Below are 16,660 nucleotides of genomic sequence, written 5' to 3' on the forward strand. Positions count from 1 at the left end.
CGGACGACCTGCTCGGGGGTGTGACGCTTCCTGCTGTTCGTCATGATCTGACCAGTCTCCCTGCCCGCGACCGCGGGCAACAGGACGACTCTCATAACGACTGGACCTACGAAACGGGGTCAGCCCACCCTCAGCAGCCGCGTTCCCGCGCCGCCGTCTCCTACACTAAGGAGGCGGTCGACGCGCCTCCCGCGCGCGGCATCGCCGTCGTGGGGCACCGTCAAGAGAAGTCCCGCATCGACGGCCGGTCCCCCACTCGGGTGGCCCACGCTCAGAAAGGCAGGCGCGAACCGATGACCACACGGCGACCAAGACGACCCTCCGAACCCGTCGCCAGCGCGTTCCGCGCCGCGGCCGTCCAGGCTTATGGTGACGCTTCGCACCTCTCACCTGTCACAGGTCGCCCTGCCCCTCGCCGCTATCTGGTGGAGCTCTGGCAACGCCGACACTTCATCTGGTGGCAGTCCCGAGGACGGCTCGTCACAGGAAACGACGACAGTCGTCTCGGGTCGGTATGGCTCATCCTTCGCCCAATGCTCGACGCGATCTTCTACTGGCTGATCTTCGGTTTGCTTTTGCGTTTCGACCACGGAATGGACAATTTCGTCGCCTTCGTCATCGTGGGTGTGTTCATGTTCCAGATGACCAGCGCCGCATTGACATCTGGCACGCGGACCATCGCGTCGAACCTGTCCTTGACCCGCGCCTTCCGGTTCCCACGCATGGCGCTGCCCTTGGCCGATCTCGTGTACGACGTGCTCCAGCGACTACCGGCGATCGCAGTGATGTTCATCCTCGTCATAGCGATCCCCCCGCATGAGACACCTGAGTGGTCCTGGCTGGTCTTCCCGGGTGTCCTGGGGCTGCACGTGATCCTAAACTTCGGCATCATGCTCCTGCTGGCGCGGCTCAGCACCCTCCTTCCGGATGTGAGCCGCATGGTGCCGTTCGTGTCCCGTCTCCTGATGTACGGCTCCGGAGTCATCTTCCCGATAACGCGTTTCACGGACAACCACCCCGCCCTCCATGCGATCATCCAACTCAACCCGTTGTATGTACTGATCACGATGTACCGTCAGGTCATCATCGAGGGGGTGACGCCGCCGGCGTCGAGCTGGGCGATGCTCGCCGCGTATGCAGTGTGCCTGACGATTGTCGGCGGCATTGTCTTCTGGCTCGGAGAGGAGTCGTACGGCCGTGACCAGTACCGCTAACCAGGACCATGCGCAGCCGCCGGAAGCGTTCGAGGGGGGGCACCTAGCTTCGTCTGGCGGCCTCAACCTGCTCGCTACGGACATCATCCTCGATTACCCCGTGAGGATCGCTCGGGACGAGAAATCTCGCGGGCTCTTTTCTCGGGGCGGTGAACTGGACGTCGTCCATGCTGTGAGGGGGGTGTCCTTGGCCGCACGGAAGGGCGAATTCATCGGACTCGTCGGACGCAATGGGTCCGGCAAGAGTGCCCTGCTCCGCGTCCTGGCAGGCGTTGAGGCGCCAACATCTGGGGAGGTCTTTGCCGCTTCTGCGCCCCAATTGATGGGTGTGGGGGCAGCGCTCATGCCCAACCTCACCGGTCTAGACAACATTCGTATCGGTCTACTCGCGATGGGCTTGACCCCAGCCGAGGTCCACGACCGAATCCCACAAGTCGCTGAGTTGGCCGACATCGGAAAATCCATTCGCATGCCCATGCGTACATACTCCTCCGGCATGCGGGCCCGCCTGCGCTTCGCGATCTCAGTAGCGTCGCAACCCGACATCATCATGATTGACGAAGCACTTGCGACCGGCGACGACGCTTTCCGGGAGCGGTCCAATCAAGCAATGCGAGACCTGATCGCCCGGTCTGGCACAGGCTTCCTCGTCAACCATTCCGCCGGAGTGATCCGAGAGATGTGCACCCGCGTCGTCTGGATGGATGAGGGCGCAATCATCGAAGACGGAGACACCCTCGATGTCATGCAGCATTACAGCTATTTCACGAGCGCCCTACGCAAGCACGGGGAAGAGAAAGCGCTCGAAGTCCGGGCACGGTACGAGACGACCGAGGCAGAACGCATCGTTGCTCTCAAGGGCACCACGGGTCATTAAAAGAAGGGGACCGTCTCACACGAGAGACGGTCCCCTTCTTTCTCCGGCGCTACGTCACCGCCGACCCTCTACCACGGCCAGGATCTGGGCACCGATCTCCTCGGGCGAGAAACGCTCCCGCATGAATGCTTGGGCCCGCTCAGACTCCTCGAGGAAGAGGGCCGGGTCTGAAGAGTACCTGCGGATCCGGTCGGCCGCGTCGCGGACGCCCTCGACGACCCATCGATCGTCGTAAACGGCCTCAGCCCCCGCCCACGGGAAGATCACCGGCACACAGCCCGCTGCACCACCTTCCGCGATCGCCTGATGCGTTCCTTCGTGGTCGCTCGTGGACAAGATGATGCCTGGCTTGGCGCGGTACCACTCCGCGATGTCATAGGAGTGTCCGCCGAACCGGACGGCTTCGCGGAGCACCGCAGACGACTCAATCCGCAAATACTGCGCCTCAAAATAACTCCGCTCAGCAGTTCGCTTCATGAGCCACGCGTACTCGTGGTACTCCTTACCCATGACGTCGAGACGGTAAGTCGGGTCGTGCGACGCCAGCAGTTCGGTCACGTCGAGCGCGAGGTCCAGACGCTTCGAATGTGGCACGGAGCCAACAAGACCGAGGGCATGCGGATCCGGTGCGTTCCGAGGCGCCGCAAATCGCTCGAAGTCGAAGGTGTTACCGATGACCACGGACCGATCCACCGGCACTCCGAAGAGCAACTGCGCCCGCCGCATGCCGACGGGTGACACGAACACGAAGGTGTCCACGGCGGACAGGTCGGCGTCCTTGAGGTAGCGAGTGCGAAGTTCCTGGGCGTGGAGGCGCACCACAAGCCGCTGGTCGTCCTGCTTGTGGTGGCTGTACCACTTCACGTTCCCGAGCGCCCACTCACAGAAGATGACATCCGCTTCGGCGAGGAGTCGGAGGCTGCGTTCCTCGTCGTGGATATCGTGCCCGTCCCACTGGTCGACGATGACACGGTGACCCGCGGCTTCGAGCTGCGCCATGATCTGCGGCAGGAACTTCAGGTCATGGCCAGCGACGAGGACGTTGAGAGGCACCGTCTGAGTCTCCCCTACGGGTGGCCCCGCCTCTCCAGACGCAACGGGCGGAAGGGGGTCTGCCTCCTCGTGGACGACCGCGGTGTCGATCGGGACAGCCGTCGAGTCCGTGTAGGTCACCTTGCCGACGTGTTCGACGACGTGCTGCCAGGCAAAGACCTCGTCATCGGCTAGGGCAGGTCGCTCCCCGAGAACAGAGCCGGCGTAGACGTCGGCGTCCACCAGTACAGTGCCCTCATCGATGTCCGCCGTCAGGGCAGCGATTCGCACGTGTGCGTCGCCCGGCGACCATTCGACGGTCCGAGTGCCCACGGCCTTCCAAGGTCCGAAATGCAGAGCGAGCGAGAAGTCCTCCACGAGGTGCTCGTCCAGAACAGGGGCGCCCTCACGGTGGATGACGACGTTCCGGATGCCGGCCTCTTGCAGCTTTGCCACCCTCTCCGGAAGAGCGGCGAGGACGACGGGACTGGCGGCATCAACGCCCTCGGTTGTGTCGGTCACCAGGTACAAGGCAGGACGCATGGTCTGGGCCTCGAACAACGGTACGTCTGCGGCGGCGCACTCGACTGCGATCGGCGCGGCCTGCGGACTGCGGACTCGGAACCCAGCGACGCGCATCATGTACACCAAACGGTGAGCACACGTGTGCGTCTCGTAGACGTGGCGGAACGCCTCCCAAAGGCCGGCGTGCCGACGCTGCTCAGACGACTTCCAGCCCTCCAGATAGGCCGCAGCCTCATCGGGGGTGGTCACGGTCGGGACGGTGCCCGCCAACGTCTCGTCTACGCCACGGCCCGCAGAGCTGAGTACCGTCGACCCAGACGCGGTGATCTCCACGACCCGGCGAGAGAACATGCTCGGCGAGTCCACCACCGAATTGCCGTTCAGGTGGATCGGGTGGGCCTTATAGGCCTGGCACATCTCGGGATAGCTCAGGCTTCCTCGGGCGTACCGGCGGAAACGGTCCGGCAGGCGGTACGGCGAGTTGGGATCGTTGTGCACCCGCTCGTAGATCGCCAAGCCGTGTGGGGCAGACTCATAGAACAGGAAATCCAGCCCCTGTTTACGGGTCGCATACTTGTCCCCGTAGTAGGTCCCGCCATACGCGATAGCTTCGTCTTGTGCCCGGGTGCTGGGTAGCGGGTTGTGCAACAGAGGCTGCGCCGCGAACGGGGCCGAGGCGACGGTCGTGATCTGGTTGTCCGGAAGCGCGTTGTAATCAACAATGGTGCGCGCGTCCGTCGTGAACACGTAGTCGCACAGGGCTGCGGTGCGCTTGAACCGGTTGAAATGGACCGGATCCTCCTTGTTCCAGAACATCACGGGGATTCCGTGAAGCCTGCAATGCGCGATCAGCTCGACCACCGGCGCGTGAGTCTCGTCATCGTAATACCCAATGATCCCGGTCCAGGCGCTGTCGTTGCCTCGCCAAGCGGACTCAATGAACAGCGCATCCACGCGGTGGTCTTCGAAGGTCTCGCGCCAGTCCTCAGGCCGCACACGCAAGGCGGTCAACTCGGGGACGAAGGTGTCCGTCGTGAATTCGTCGCCGATGAAGGCGACTGTGTAATCGGTGAGCGGGCGTTCTGCGTCGTCCAGTGAGGCCCGGAACTCCTCGGCCAAGGCCATTAGTGAAGCGGCGATGCGCTCGCCCGTGACTGGCCAGCGCCGATTCTCCTTGACCCAGCGTCGAGCACGAACCCCCATGGCGCGAGCAGCATCTGGGGCGGCGAGAGTTTCGCGCAGACGCTCGACGAGGCTCGCCAGGTCGTCCTTCTGGAAACTGACCGCAGTGTCTCCATCAGGCCCGCAGAACACCTTGTGCGGCGAGACATCGGAGAGGACCACCGCCCCGCCGACCGCCATCGCCTCCAGCGGCTTCAATGGCGAAACGAGCTCGGTCACCGGCAAGGACTTCCGGGCCAGGGGGAACACATCGATGCTCGAGAGGTACGCTGGCATGTCTGCGTTCGGAACGTTCGTGACGAACCGCGTCTCAGGATCAAGACCGCGTGTGGCGATCCTCGCCTTCAACGTATCGAGATATGCGCCCCCGCCGATGATGAGGAAGTTGAACCGGACTCCCTCTGCCTTGAGTGTCGCGAGCGCGTCGGTGACGAGATCGAGGCCTTCGTAATCGGTGACGCTGCCCGCGAAACCCACGACCGGAGCCTCCGTATCGGTGAATCCCAGGCCGCGCAAGAGCGCGTGATCCTTGCCAAGAGGGGCGAACACCTCTGGGTCAACGCAGTTGGGCGCGACGGTGACCTTGTCCGCATCGATGCCGCGGGCAGCAAGGTCTTCACGCATCTCATCCGTGATGACGACCACTCGGTCGGCTTCGCGGGCGACGAGGTCTTCATAGCGGCGGTCAAGCCGATACTGGTCCGACTGCTCCCAGCCCGGCCGGACGGATGCCGCAGACACTTCCCAGAATCCGCGCATCTCATACACGAACGGCACCCCGAGCCGACGGGCTGCGATCAGGGCGGGCAGAGCGGACAGATAGTTCGAGGCGGCCAGGATGAACTCGGGCTTCTCGATCATGGCTTCGCGGACGTACGCATCGGCAGCCACCTGGAAGAAGACGTCGAGATCGCCCTCCCATGTAGGGAGACCAGGGTTGTGCACGTGGCGTACGCCGTCGATCTCCGACACATCACGACGCTGCTTGACAGGCACTCGCCGCCCGGGGACGACCGGCTTCTTGTCCCAAGGCTTGCCTGGCAGGGGCGCTACGACCACGTCCAGCCCTTGGGCCACGAGCCCTGCGGCGACGCCCTTGGTCCGGGACGTGTAGCCATTGGTCACAGACACGGGTGACATGCCCACGGCGTAGAGCACCCGGCCTCGCACGGGGAGGTAATTGCAGGTGCGGTGACGTGCGGGAAGCGGGTAGTCCGCTTCAAGAAGGCGGTTGAGAGAGTCGACGCGACGAACGAAGTTCTCTTCAGAGTCGGTCAGGCCCGACTTTCCACGAAGCTGATCCAGCACCTCCCGCGCGCCACTGAGGTCCCCGCGTTCCTGGATGAGTTTGCGCGCCAGCGGCAGGCCCGCGGCGACGGTCCTCCGGCGGGCGAAAGCGGCCTGGAGCGAGTCGAGCGACTCTTGCGTCGATATTCGACGCCCCGTGGCGGGCCGCGTACCCCCGCGGCCCGCCACAGCGGAAGACCCCATGCGTGCAGCACGGGCGGTGCGGGTGATCTTTGCGTTGAGACGGCGGTGATACATGATCATTACGAACACCGCAGCGCACAACATCCAGAACAGCGCGACGATGAGGATCGCGTGGTCCACCAGGAAGGCGAGTACCGAACCCACGACAGCGAGCAGAATAAAAAGCCCCATGACGAGTTGCTGGCGTCGTGAGAAGCGAAGAAAGAGTTGGATCATGGGTGCGATTCCTCGGGTGCTGTAATCGGCGGGGCAGGTCTGGCGTCTCTGCGACGAGCAGTCAGGTGACGAGCCGGGGCGGGAAGTCGATGACGGACGTGACAATGTCATCGCGCGTATAACGTGCTACCCATCCGAGTTCCTTCTCAATGAGCGAGACGTTGGCTGTCAAGGCCCCCGGGTCACCCGGGCGGCGGGGCTGGATGTCGTAATCAAGATCCACGCCGGGGCGGCGGCGGAAGGCATCTACGACTTCGAGAACGCTGCTTCCGCTTCCGGTGCCCACGTTGTAGATCCGGGTCGCTGGGTCGGTGCTGCCCTGGACCGCCGGCAGGGCCGCCAGGTGCGCCTCGGCCAGGTCGACGACGTGGACGTAATCGCGTACACATGTGCCGTCGACGGTGGGGTAATCGTCGCCGAAGACCGAGAGACGCTGGCCGCGAGTGATGACATCACGGATCGCCGGCATGAGGTTCGTCGTCGTGGTATCGGCCAGAATGGCGTCTTCCGCGCCGGCGACATTGAAGTAGCGCAATGCCACCGCCCGGAGACCCCAGGCGCGGGAAGCGTTCGCGAGAGCTAGCTCACTCACGAGCTTGGACTGGCCGTACGGATTGATCGGCACCGTCGGGGTGTCCTCGAACACGATCGACGAGTCCGGCTCACCATAGACCGCTGCCGACGAGGAGAAGATCATCGACGCGGCTCCCGCAGCTCTCATGGCAGCCAGCACGTTTACAGTTGCACCGACGTTCGACCGAAAATAATCCTCCGGCTGCACGACGGAGTCCGCGACCACCTTCTTCGCGGCGAAGTGAACGACGACGTCAATCGACTCTTCTTTCAGGAGAGTGGTCAGCGCAGCTACGGCCGCGTCGCTCGCGAGGTCGATCGTGTACACGGGGACATCGGCCGGAACGCGCTGTCTGAGGCCTGTCGAGAAGTCGTCAACGACGACGATGTCGGCCCGGCCCTGTTGCCGTGCTACGGAGACGAAGTGAGACCCGATGTATCCGGCGCCGCCGGTCACGAGCAGGCGCATGTTGTCCTCCTTGGTCGTGGTACTGCCCGTCTGGGACATACGGGGCGGGGCAGCCGTCACCGACCGCCCCGCCACAGGTGCCGAGTTCGTGTCAGCGCCACTGGCCGCGCGTGTCGATGACCTTCTTGCCCTCGGTGGTGGCACCGAGGCTGGCGAACGCATCGTGGTCCACCAGTAGCAGGACGACGTCCGCCTCCCGAATGCCGTCCTCGGCCGGGACCAACTCCACGTTGTCACGGCCGGCCAGCGCAGCGGGCAGCTCCTCCACGTGCGGCTCCACGACGAGGATGCGCGAACCGGTGAACTGCTGCGCCACCTCGATCGCGATGTTCAGGGCAGGCGATTCACGCAGATCGTCGATGTTCGGCTTGAATGCCAGACCGAGGACGGCCACCACGGGGGCACGGCCGGTGGCCTGCTGCACGTCGAACGCGGCGGCCTTGGCCTGGTCCACGACCCACTTCGGCTTGCCGTCGTTGATCTCGCGGGCCGCACGGATGATGCGGGCCGTCTGCGGTGCGGCGTCGACGATGAACCACGGGTCCACAGCGATGCAGTGGCCGCCCACGCCGGGGCCCGGCTGGAGGATGTTGACACGGGGGTGGTGGTTGGCAAGCTCGATGAGCTCCCACACGTCGATCCCCAGGTCGGAGCAGATCAGGGACAGCTCGTTCGCGAAGGCGATGTTCACATCACGGAACGAATTCTCGACCAGCTTGGCCATCTCCGCGGTGACGCAGTCCGTCACGAGGATCTCCCCCTGACAGAACGCCTCATACAGCTGCTTGGCGCGCTGCGCGGCCTCCGGCGTGGACCCGCCCACGATGCGGTCGTTCGTGACGAGCTCGATCATGACCCGGCCGGGCAGCACCCGCTCCGGGCAGTGGGCGAAGTCCAGGGTGACGCCGTCCAGGTCCGGCCGTGCCTCGCGGATGACGGCGGCCATGTGCTCGGTGGCGCCGGGGGGCGAGGTGGACTCCAGGATCACGAGCTCGCCGCCGCGCAGCTGCGGGGCGAGACCGCGGGCCGCAGCCTCGATGTAGCCGAGGTCCGGCGAATGGCCGTCCTTGAAGGGCGTCGGGACCGCGACGATGTACGCGTCGGCCTGCGGCGTCTTCAGGGACGCGGACAGTCGACCGGCCTTGACGTTGCGCTCCACGAAGTCCGCCAGGTCCGGCTCCACGAAGGGCACGGTGCCTGCGTTGACCGCGTCCACGGTGCGCTGGCTGACGTCCACGCCGTGCACACGCACGCCGTTCTCGGCCAGGATGGCAGCTGTCGGCAGCCCGATGTAGCCCAGGCCGATCACGGCCACGTCCTTGATCTGCGTCGTCATCTAGAGGTCCTCGTTCGTCTAAGCGGTGGCAAGGGCAGAATCCGGCGCGGGCCGGACTCCCCGTGATGCTCTGTCGAGTATAAGGATTAGTTCAGGCAGACGGCGCCGTCACGCCCAGGCGCCGGTAGAGGGCGTCATAGCGCCGGGCGTTCGCCGCCCAGGTCCGATGCCCGAGCACCCACTCCCGCGCCCTGGCTCCAAGGCCGCGGGCCGCGGCGGGGTCGTCGAGTAGCGCCGCCAGGGCGGCGGCCCACGCCTCCGGTTCCTCGGCCGGCAGCACCCGTCCGGTCACGCCGTCCTCGACGATCTCGCTCAGCGCGGGCAGGTCCGAGACGAGGACGGGCCGGGACGTGGCCATGGCCTCCAGCGGCTTCATGGGCGTCACCGCCCGGGTCACGCCCGTGTCCTTGCGAGGCACGCAGAAGACGTCGAGGGCCTGGTGCCACACGGGAGCCAGGGAACGGTCCACCCGTCCCGGCGCGAGCAGCCGATCCTCGATCCCCAGGTCGGCCGCAAGCCGGCGCAGGGCCGGCAGGGCAACGCCGTCCCCCACCACGGCCAGCCGCAGGCGCGGCCTCTCGTCGACGAGCGCGGCGACGGCACGCACAAGGTCGTCGAGTCCCTCGTACGGCACCACGGAGGAGACGGTGCCGACGATCTCGTCGTCCATGGACAGCCCGAGACGGCGGCGAGCATCCTCGCGTGGGGCGGGCTCCTCCAGGAAGGCGCCCCCCACCCCGTTAGGGCTGAGCACGACGGCGTCCCGGTCCATGCCGGCCGCGGCGATGCGGCGGGCCATTTGCTCACCGAGCGTCACGACGCCGTCGGCAGAACGCACGGCGTCGTCCTCGCGGGCCGTGAACAGGGCGTAGCGGTCGGAGCGCAGCGCCTCGGGTCCGCGCGTCGAGGCCCAGGTGTCCGCCAGCTGCCCGCGCACCTCGTACACCCACGGGACGCCCACGGCCTCCGCGACCGCGCGGGTCACCACGGCGTTGACCCAGTGGGTGGTGGTGTGCAGGACCGCCGGGCGGCGCTCGAGGACCAGATCGAGGAGCATCCGCGCGTGCTGAGCCAGCCGTCCGTCGAATCCCCGGGCCAGGCTCGAGGGCAGGAGGCGGTGGTACACGATGCCGTCCACCATGTCGCGTCGGGCGGCGGTGAGCACGCCGGTCTGGACCGGCCAACCGAGCCGGGTGACGGCCTCTACGTGCCAGCCCTCGTCCCGCAGCGCGCACGCGAGGCTGTGGCTGCGTTGCGCGTATCCGGAACCGGTGTGGGGCAGGGAGTTGGTCAGGACGAACAGTGCCGAGCCCGGGCGGGGCCGATATCCAACGGCCCGGTCCCGGTCTGCCCGCGGCAACGGCAGGGCGCCCCCGCGCAGAGCACGCACCTCGGAGGCGAACCGGGCTCGCACGACACCGTCCCGGCCGGTGCCGCCGAGCAGGGAGATGGCCGCCTCGACGTCACCGCGGTGCCAGGCCACGCGGGCCCTTGCGGCGGCCAAGCCCGGCGTGTCGACGGGCACGGCGTCGAGGACGGCTTGGGCCCGGTCAGGCTCCTGCGCGGCCGTGAGCACGTCCGCCAGTCGCACCCGATCTGGCGCGCCGGCGGACGGCAGGACCGCCTCGACGTGCTCGAGGAGGTCCACGTGCCGGCCGGCGGCCGCGAGACCCACGGCGCCTAAGACCACGCCGGGGCGTGCGGGCAGGGACTCTGCCAGGCGCCCCAGGCCCACGCGTGCCGCGAGCGGCAGGCGACGGCTGATCTGCAGGCCCAGGACCGCCGGGTCGTCCCGCAGGTGGTCGACCACCGTCCGCAGGACGAGTGGCGCGTGGCCGAGTGCGCGGACGGAATCGAGGAGGATGGAGGTCATGCGTGTCTCCTGTAGTCGGGGACGAGCTGCCCCAGCAGCCGGACGTAACGCCGGGCGACGCTCGGCAGGTCCGCGTGCCGTCGGACCCACGGGCGGCCGCCCTCCCCCACGTCAGTGCGAGCCGGATCGTCGGCGAGCGCGGTCAGATGCGCGACGAGGTCAGCTACCCGTGGGCCGATGACGTCGGCTCCCCCGGCGTCCTCGAGGGTGCGGGCCGCCTCGCCGGTGACCATCCCGGTGACGTGCCGGCCGACGGCGAGCACCTCGTAGGTCTTCGACGGCACCGTGTGGCGGAAGCTGGGCCAGTCGGGCCGCAGCGCCACGACGAGTGTGTCCGCCCAGGCGTACTGGGCCGCCGCATCCTCGCCGTAGCAGGCAGGAAGGATCTCGGCCGGGGAGCCGATCTCCGCGTTACGCGCCTCGAGCTCGCCGCGCCGAGTGCCGGCGCCGACGAGCCGGACCCGCACCCCTGGCCGGCTCTGGCGGAGTTCGGCCGCCGCCTCCACGAGCCGTTCGAGCCCCTGGCTCTCACCCATGTTGCCGAGGTAGAGGACGTGCAGGTCCCCGGGCTCGCGCCTCCGAGCAGGTGCCCACGCCAGGCCTGCGAGTTCGACGCCGTTGCACAAGGTCTCGGCACGCTCGACCCCCCGCCCGCGCAGCGTCTCCGCGAAGCCGTCCGTGACGGTCACCACGAGTCGGGCCGCGCGCTGACCGCCGGTCACGACACGCTCCATCGCGGCGCCCAGCAGGCCCTGGTGCACCCCGGCCTCGTGGGCGAGATCCGGCCAGGCGTCACGCATCTCCAGCACGAGGGGGCGGCGCCAGAGGCGGGAGAGCACGACGCCGGGCACCACCACGGGCAGGGCGGGCACGGTGGCCACCACCACGTCCGGGCGTCGGGTGGCCATCCCACGGGGGATGGCAAGCAGGGCGTGCACCACCGCCTCGGCGAAGCGACCGTTGCGACCGGCCTCCCCCAGGGGCAGGCGAGGCGTGGGCAGGACGTGTTCGCCGTCGGGCCCGGCGAAGGGGCGCACACCCCCGGGCGCGACGACGTCGACGTCCCAGCCCGCCGACCGCAGCGCCGCCACGACCGCACCCCAGCGACGCGCGGGCGGGGTGCGCTCGGGCCGGTAGGAGTGGGAGACCAGCAGGAGGCGGGGGCGGCGCGGCTCAGTCGTCACAGGGGTCCTCCCCGAGGGCGGGTGCGGGCGTGGTGCCGGTCAGCAGGGTCAGCACGGGGGCGGGCCCGCCGGCGGCCTGGGCCTTCTTCTCCTTCTGGGGCTCGTGCTCGTCGACATAGCGCTGGACGTCGTCGTCCGCGAGGGCGGAGCGCAGGTCCGCCAGCTTGTCCTCGTCGAGCTCGACGATGGCGTCGCCGTTCGGCCCCTCCGCGAAGCCCTTGCGAGGCACCGTGAACATCTCGACGTCCTCGCCGCGGACGTCGCGCAGCTGCCACGCGAGCGAGGCGATCACGCCCGACGTGAGCCCCTCGTCCACACCGAGGTGGTCGGAGAACGTGGCGACGACCTCGGTGGTGCGGGCGGGATTGCCCAGGATCTGCGGGCTGAGGAAGCGGTCCATCGCCCCGGCCAGGTAGCGCTGCTGGTTCTTCACGCGGGTGACGTCACCGTCGTCGAAGGCGTGCCGTTCGCGCACGTAGCGCAGGGCGGCGGTGTCCTGCAGCAGGATGTGTCCGCGCGGGTAGTACGAGGGGTTGGCCTGACCGGAGGAGAAGGCCTGCGGGTTGCAGACCTCGACGCCGCCCAGCGCGTTCGTCACGCCCCGGAAGCCCTGGAAGTCGACCTCGAGGACGTGGTGGATCGGCACTCCCAGCAGCAGCTCCACCGTGTCCACGGCGAGGGCGTAGCCGCCCGTGTCGAAGGCCGAGTTGATCTTCGCCTCACCGTGGCCGGGCACGGTGACCCACGAATCCCGCAGCACGGACATGACGTAGACCTGGCGTCGGTCCGCGGGGATGTGCACGAGCATCATGGTGTCCGAGCGCTGGCCCATGTCCTGCTCGCCCTCGCCCTCGCGGGAGTCGGAGCCCAGGACGAGCACGTTCAGCGGGCCGTCCCCGGCCGCCTGCTCGAGCGCCCCCACGTCCACCGTCTGTCGGTGGTCGTCGAAGGTGCGCCCGAGCGAGCTCGTGTACCAGGCGCCCAGGCCGAGCAGCGCCGCGAGCAGGACGGCGAGCACGCCGACGACCCACGGCCAGCGCCGGCGGCGCCGCGCGACCGGCGAGGCGTCGTCGCGCGGGGACTCGGGACGCGGCAGGGGCTCGGGCGTCCAGGACGCGGCCGGGGGATGGCTCACTCGGGTCTCCTGCTCGAGGTCGGGGGTCAGCCCAGTCTACGGACGCCCCGTCAGGCGTCGGCCACCGCGGCCCGGCGACGGCGCGGCCTGGGCTGGCAGCGCGGGCACAGGTGGCTCGCACGGTTCATGAACGGCTCGCGCACGATGCGGGAGTCGACCCCCTCGGCGGCGCAGCGGCGACACGGCTGCCCGGTGCGCCCGTAGGCCGCCAGGGAGCGGGCGAAGTAGCCCGATCGCCCGTCCACGTTGACGTAGAGCGCGTCGAAGCTCGTGCCCCCCACCTCCAGGGCCCGGCGCATCACGTCCTGGACGGCCGCCATGAGGCGCAGCGTGTCAGCCCGGCGCATGCGCTCGGTCGGCCGCTCGGGGTGCAGGCGGGCGCCCCACAGGGCCTCGTCCGCGTAGATGTTGCCGATCCCGGAGACCAGCGACTGGTCCAGCAGCGCGCGCTTGAGGGTGGAGCGGCGCCGCGCCAGGCGCGCGTGCACGGCCACGGGGTCGAACAGCGGGTGCAGCGGGTCCAGGGCGATGTGGGCGGCCGTGGTGGGGATCCGCTCACCGCCGGCGGCGTCGTCGGGCCGCAGCGCGTCGAGCCACCAGCCGCCGAAGATCCGCTGGTCCACGAACCGCAGCTCGCGGGCGGAGCCGTCCGCCGCGGTGACGGGCAGGCGCAGGCGCAGGTGCCGCTGGTCGGCGGCCCCCGGCTCGTCCACGCGGATCTGCCCGCTCATGCCCAGGTGCACGACGACGGCGTCGTCGCCCTCGGCCAGGGGCAGCCAGAGGAACTTGCCGCGGCGAGCCGGCTCGGCCAGTCGGGCGCCTCGCAGCCGCTCCCGGAGGGCGTCCGCGCCGCCGGGGCTGCGACGCAGCGAGCGGGGGTCGAGGACCTCGAGCTCCGCGGCGCCGGCGTCCGTGGCCCACCGGGCCAGGCCGCGCCGGACGACCTCGGCCTCGGGCAGCTCGGGCACGACCTCAGTGCCCCGCGGTCGGCAGGCCCGCCTCGAGGGCGGGCCAGGAGGCGGCCGCGGCGTCCCGCTCGGCCTGCTTCTTGGAGCTGGCGACGGCGGAGCCGTACTCGCGCTCGCCGACGACGAGGGTGGCCCGGTAGCGGGGGTCGTGCGCGGGGCCCTGACCCTCGATCGCGTAGCGGACGGCGCCGAGACCGTGCCGGCTGGCGGCCTCGGCCACGACCGTCTTCCAGTCGGTGCTCTCGCGCAGCAGGTCCGGCTCGTCCAGCAGCGGCACCACGTGGCGGTGCACGAGAGCGGCCGCGGCCACGGCCCCGTGGTCCACGTAGACGGCGCCGATGAGCGCCTCGAGGGTGTCGGCGAGGATCGAGTCCTTGTCCGCCCCGCCGGTGCGGCGCTCCCCCGTGCCCAGGCGCACGAACGGGCCGATGCCGATCCGGCGCGCCACCTTCGCCAGGGCACGCGTGGACACGACGGCGGCCCGGCGGCGCGCGAGGTCGCCCTCGGCCAGGTCCGGGTACACCGTGAAGATGTGGTCGGTGACCACGTAGCCCAGCACCGAGTCCCCGAGGAACTCGAGGCGCTCGTTGGTGGGCAGCCCGCCCTGCTCATAGGCGAACGAGCGGTGCGTCAGAGCACGTTCGAGCGTCCCGGCGGTGATGTGCACGCCGAGACGCTCGAACAGCTCTTCTGGCTCGGGCGCGGGCTCAGGCCCGCGGCGAGCCGACGGGGACGCCATCTCAGGCGTCGGCGACCTTGCGGCCCTTGTACTCGAAGAACAGGGGGGTGCCGGCGGCGTCAGTCTTCAGCTCGGCCTGATGGGGCAGGCGGTACGAGACGCGACCGTTCTCGACGGACTTCACCAGGGCGGGCGCGGTGGCCTTCCACTGCGACCGGCGGGCACGGGTGTTGGCACGGGACATCTTCCGCTTCGGGACTGCCACGACTATCTCTCTTCTGTCTCGGTGATGGAGGTCTCTGAGGTGCCCGCGAGGTGGGCCAGGGCGGCCCAGCGCGGGTCCACGCGCTCGTGGGCGTGCCCCTCGGGCGCGTCCTCGAGGCGGATGCCGCAGTCGGCGCACAGGCCCTCGCAGTCCGGCCGGCACAGCGGCTGGAACGGAAGGGCGATGACCACGGCGTCCCGGAACACGGGTTCCAGGTCCACGGTCTCGCGCACCACGAGCGGCTGCTCGCCGGCGTCGTCCTCGGACGTGCCGGTGAGGTACAGCTCCTGCAGGTCCACGGTGATCCCCTCGTGCAGCGGGCGCAGGCAACGGCCGCACTCGCCCTTCAGGGTCGCGTCCGCGGTGCCGGTGACGAGGACGCCCTCGTGCACCGACTCCAGACGCAGGTCCAGTTCGACGGGGTCCCCCTCGGGGATCCCCAGCAGCGGCGTGGAGACGCCCGCAGGGGCGGGCCACTCGGCCGTCAGCTCGCGCTGGACTCCGGCCCCGCGCGTCAGATCGCGCACGGGGATCACCCACGGCGAGTCGGCGCCGTGGTGCTGGATGCTGTCCATGGTCGCTCCTCTCGGCGGGTGGGACGGCGGGGGTACACGGCCCGTCCGCACGCCCTCTGCGGGGGTGCGATGCGGCCTGGACACGGGTCCAGCCACGACGGACCGACAGCCCATCCTACCGGGTGGGTCCGCCTCGGCCAAAGCCGGCCGCGGCCCGCGCGTCGCCGGCCCGGCTCAGAGCCCGGCGGTGAACTCCCGGAGCCAGGCCCGCAGGTCGGCCCCGAGGTCCTCATGCCGCGTCCCGAACTCGATGACCGCCTGCAGGTAGCCGAGCTTGTCCCCCGTGTCGTAGCGGCGGCCGTCGAAGACGACGGCGTGCACGCCGCGGCCTTCGCCGTCCTCCGTGGCCAGCCTCTGCAGCGCGTCGGTGAGCTGGATCTCCCCGCCGCGGCCGGGCGGGGTCTCGTCCAGCACGTCGAACACCTGCGGGACCAGCACGTAGCGGCCGATGATCGCGAGGGTGGAGGGGGCGTCCTCGCGGGCCGGCTTCTCCACGAGGTCGGTGACGCGGACGACGTCGTCGCCCTCCCCCGGCACGGCCTGCACCGCGGCCACGCCGTAGGCCGAGACGGCCTCCTCCGGGACCTCCATGAGGGCGATCACGGAGCCGCCGAGGCGCTGCTGCACGTCGATCATGCGCTCGAGCAGCGCCTCGCCGTCGCCGATGATGTCATCGCCCAGCAGGACCGCGAACGGCTCCTCGCCGACGTGGCGGCGAGCGCAGTTCACCGCGTGGCCGAGCCCGAGGGCCTCGCCCTGACGGACGTAGTGGATGTCCCCCACCAGGTCCGACTCGTGGATCTGCGCGAGCCGCTTGGCGTCGCCCTTGTGCTCCAGCGCGGCCTCCAGCGCGGGATGGCGGTCGAAGTGGTCCTCGAGGGCCCGCTTGTTCCGGCCCGTGATCATCAGCACGTCCGCGAGGCCCGCACGCCGGGCCTCCGTCACCACGTACTCGATGGCCGGCCGGTCCACCACCGGCAGCATCTCCTTCGGCATGGCCTTGGTGGCCGGCAGGAAGCGGGTGCCCAGGCCGGCGGCCGGGATGACGGCCTTGCGGGTGCGGGGG

Annotated in this window: 13 protein-coding genes; 2 read left to right on the forward strand and 11 right to left on the reverse strand. The window is 69.1% G+C overall.

Annotated features, from left to right (window positions below):
- Both J1M41_RS11140 and J1M41_RS11145 read left to right on the forward strand, forming a co-directional pair.
- The coding region (locus J1M41_RS11140) for an ABC transporter permease (RefSeq protein WP_206451756.1) at positions 1 to 1,214 on the forward strand (1,214 nt) is incomplete at its 5' end.
- On the forward strand, positions 1,198 to 2,091 hold the full coding sequence (locus J1M41_RS11145; RefSeq protein WP_342214108.1) for an ABC transporter ATP-binding protein: 894 nt from the start codon (positions 1,198 to 1,200) through the stop codon (positions 2,089 to 2,091). The genes J1M41_RS11140 and J1M41_RS11145, both read left to right, overlap by 17 nt.
- A 54-nt stretch (positions 2,092 to 2,145) precedes the next feature.
- Here J1M41_RS11145 and J1M41_RS11150 read toward each other — a convergent pair whose 3' ends face one another.
- The 11 genes from J1M41_RS11150 to galU all read right to left on the reverse strand — a co-directional run.
- Positions 2,146 to 6,537, reverse strand: a complete 4,392-nt coding sequence (locus J1M41_RS11150; protein WP_206451758.1) for a glycosyltransferase — start codon at positions 6,535 to 6,537, stop codon at positions 2,146 to 2,148.
- A 61-nt stretch (positions 6,538 to 6,598) separates the two neighbouring features.
- On the reverse strand, positions 6,599 to 7,579 hold the full coding sequence (gene galE, locus J1M41_RS11155; RefSeq protein ID WP_041103153.1) for a UDP-glucose 4-epimerase GalE: 981 nt from the start codon (positions 7,577 to 7,579) through the stop codon (positions 6,599 to 6,601).
- 91 nt (positions 7,580 to 7,670) lie between these two features.
- Positions 7,671 to 8,915, reverse strand: a complete 1,245-nt coding sequence (gene wecC / locus J1M41_RS11160; RefSeq protein WP_061867852.1) for a UDP-N-acetyl-D-mannosamine dehydrogenase — start codon at positions 8,913 to 8,915, stop codon at positions 7,671 to 7,673.
- A 91-nt stretch (positions 8,916 to 9,006) separates the two neighbouring features.
- On the reverse strand, positions 9,007 to 10,788 hold the full coding sequence (locus tag J1M41_RS11165; protein ID WP_049146026.1) for a glycosyltransferase: 1,782 nt from the start codon (positions 10,786 to 10,788) through the stop codon (positions 9,007 to 9,009).
- A complete protein-coding gene (locus J1M41_RS11170) occupies positions 10,785 to 11,972 on the reverse strand; it encodes a glycosyltransferase family 4 protein (RefSeq protein ID WP_206451759.1) in 1,188 nt (395 codons plus the stop codon). The genes J1M41_RS11165 and J1M41_RS11170 overlap by 4 nt, the downstream gene beginning before the upstream one ends.
- Positions 11,962 to 13,107 carry an LCP family protein gene (locus tag J1M41_RS11175; protein ID WP_206451760.1) on the reverse strand — a complete coding sequence of 382 codons (1,146 nt, stop codon included), beginning with the start codon at positions 13,105 to 13,107 and terminating at the stop codon, positions 11,962 to 11,964. The genes J1M41_RS11170 and J1M41_RS11175 overlap by 11 nt, the downstream gene beginning before the upstream one ends.
- A gap of 50 nt (positions 13,108 to 13,157) precedes the next feature.
- Positions 13,158 to 14,075 carry a bifunctional DNA-formamidopyrimidine glycosylase/DNA-(apurinic or apyrimidinic site) lyase gene (mutM, locus tag J1M41_RS11180; RefSeq protein WP_206451761.1) on the reverse strand — a complete coding sequence of 306 codons (918 nt, stop codon included), beginning with the start codon at positions 14,073 to 14,075 and terminating at the stop codon, positions 13,158 to 13,160.
- 4 nt (positions 14,076 to 14,079) lie between these two features.
- Positions 14,080 to 14,742, reverse strand: a complete 663-nt coding sequence (gene rnc / locus J1M41_RS11185) for a ribonuclease III (RefSeq protein WP_036312892.1) — start codon at positions 14,740 to 14,742, stop codon at positions 14,080 to 14,082.
- A 73-nt stretch (positions 14,743 to 14,815) separates the two neighbouring features.
- Positions 14,816 to 15,019: a 50S ribosomal protein L32 gene (gene rpmF / locus J1M41_RS11190; RefSeq protein ID WP_002856390.1), complete on the reverse strand. Its 204-nt coding sequence runs from the start codon at positions 15,017 to 15,019 to the stop codon at positions 14,816 to 14,818.
- 2 nt (positions 15,020 to 15,021) lie between these two features.
- A complete protein-coding gene (locus J1M41_RS11195) occupies positions 15,022 to 15,594 on the reverse strand; it encodes a DUF177 domain-containing protein (protein WP_002856392.1) in 573 nt (190 codons plus the stop codon).
- A 174-nt stretch (positions 15,595 to 15,768) separates the two neighbouring features.
- Positions 15,769 to 16,660: UTP--glucose-1-phosphate uridylyltransferase GalU (gene galU, locus J1M41_RS11200; protein WP_206451762.1), on the reverse strand; the 892-nt coding region annotated here is incomplete at its 5' end.

It is taken from the genome of Micrococcus sp. KRD096, from assembly GCF_017168495.1.
GTDB classification, from domain to species: Bacteria; Actinomycetota; Actinomycetes; order Actinomycetales; family Micrococcaceae; genus Micrococcus; species Micrococcus luteus.

What these genes read in the sequence shown, in the direction of transcription:
- J1M41_RS11150 (WP_206451758.1), bottom strand. Translation starts at nt 6,537, where the DNA reads ATGATCCAACTCTTTCTTCGCTTCTCACGACGCCAGCAACTCGTCATG.
- galE (WP_041103153.1), bottom strand. Translation starts at nt 7,579, where the DNA reads ATGCGCCTGCTCGTGACCGGCGGCGCCGGATACATCGGGTCTCACTTC.
- wecC (WP_061867852.1), bottom strand. Translation starts at nt 8,915, where the DNA reads ATGACGACGCAGATCAAGGACGTGGCCGTGATCGGCCTGGGCTACATC.
- J1M41_RS11165 (WP_049146026.1), bottom strand. Translation starts at nt 10,788, where the DNA reads ATGACCTCCATCCTCCTCGATTCCGTCCGCGCACTCGGCCACGCGCCA.
- J1M41_RS11195 (WP_002856392.1), bottom strand. Translation starts at nt 15,594, where the DNA reads ATGGACAGCATCCAGCACCACGGCGCCGACTCGCCGTGGGTGATCCCC.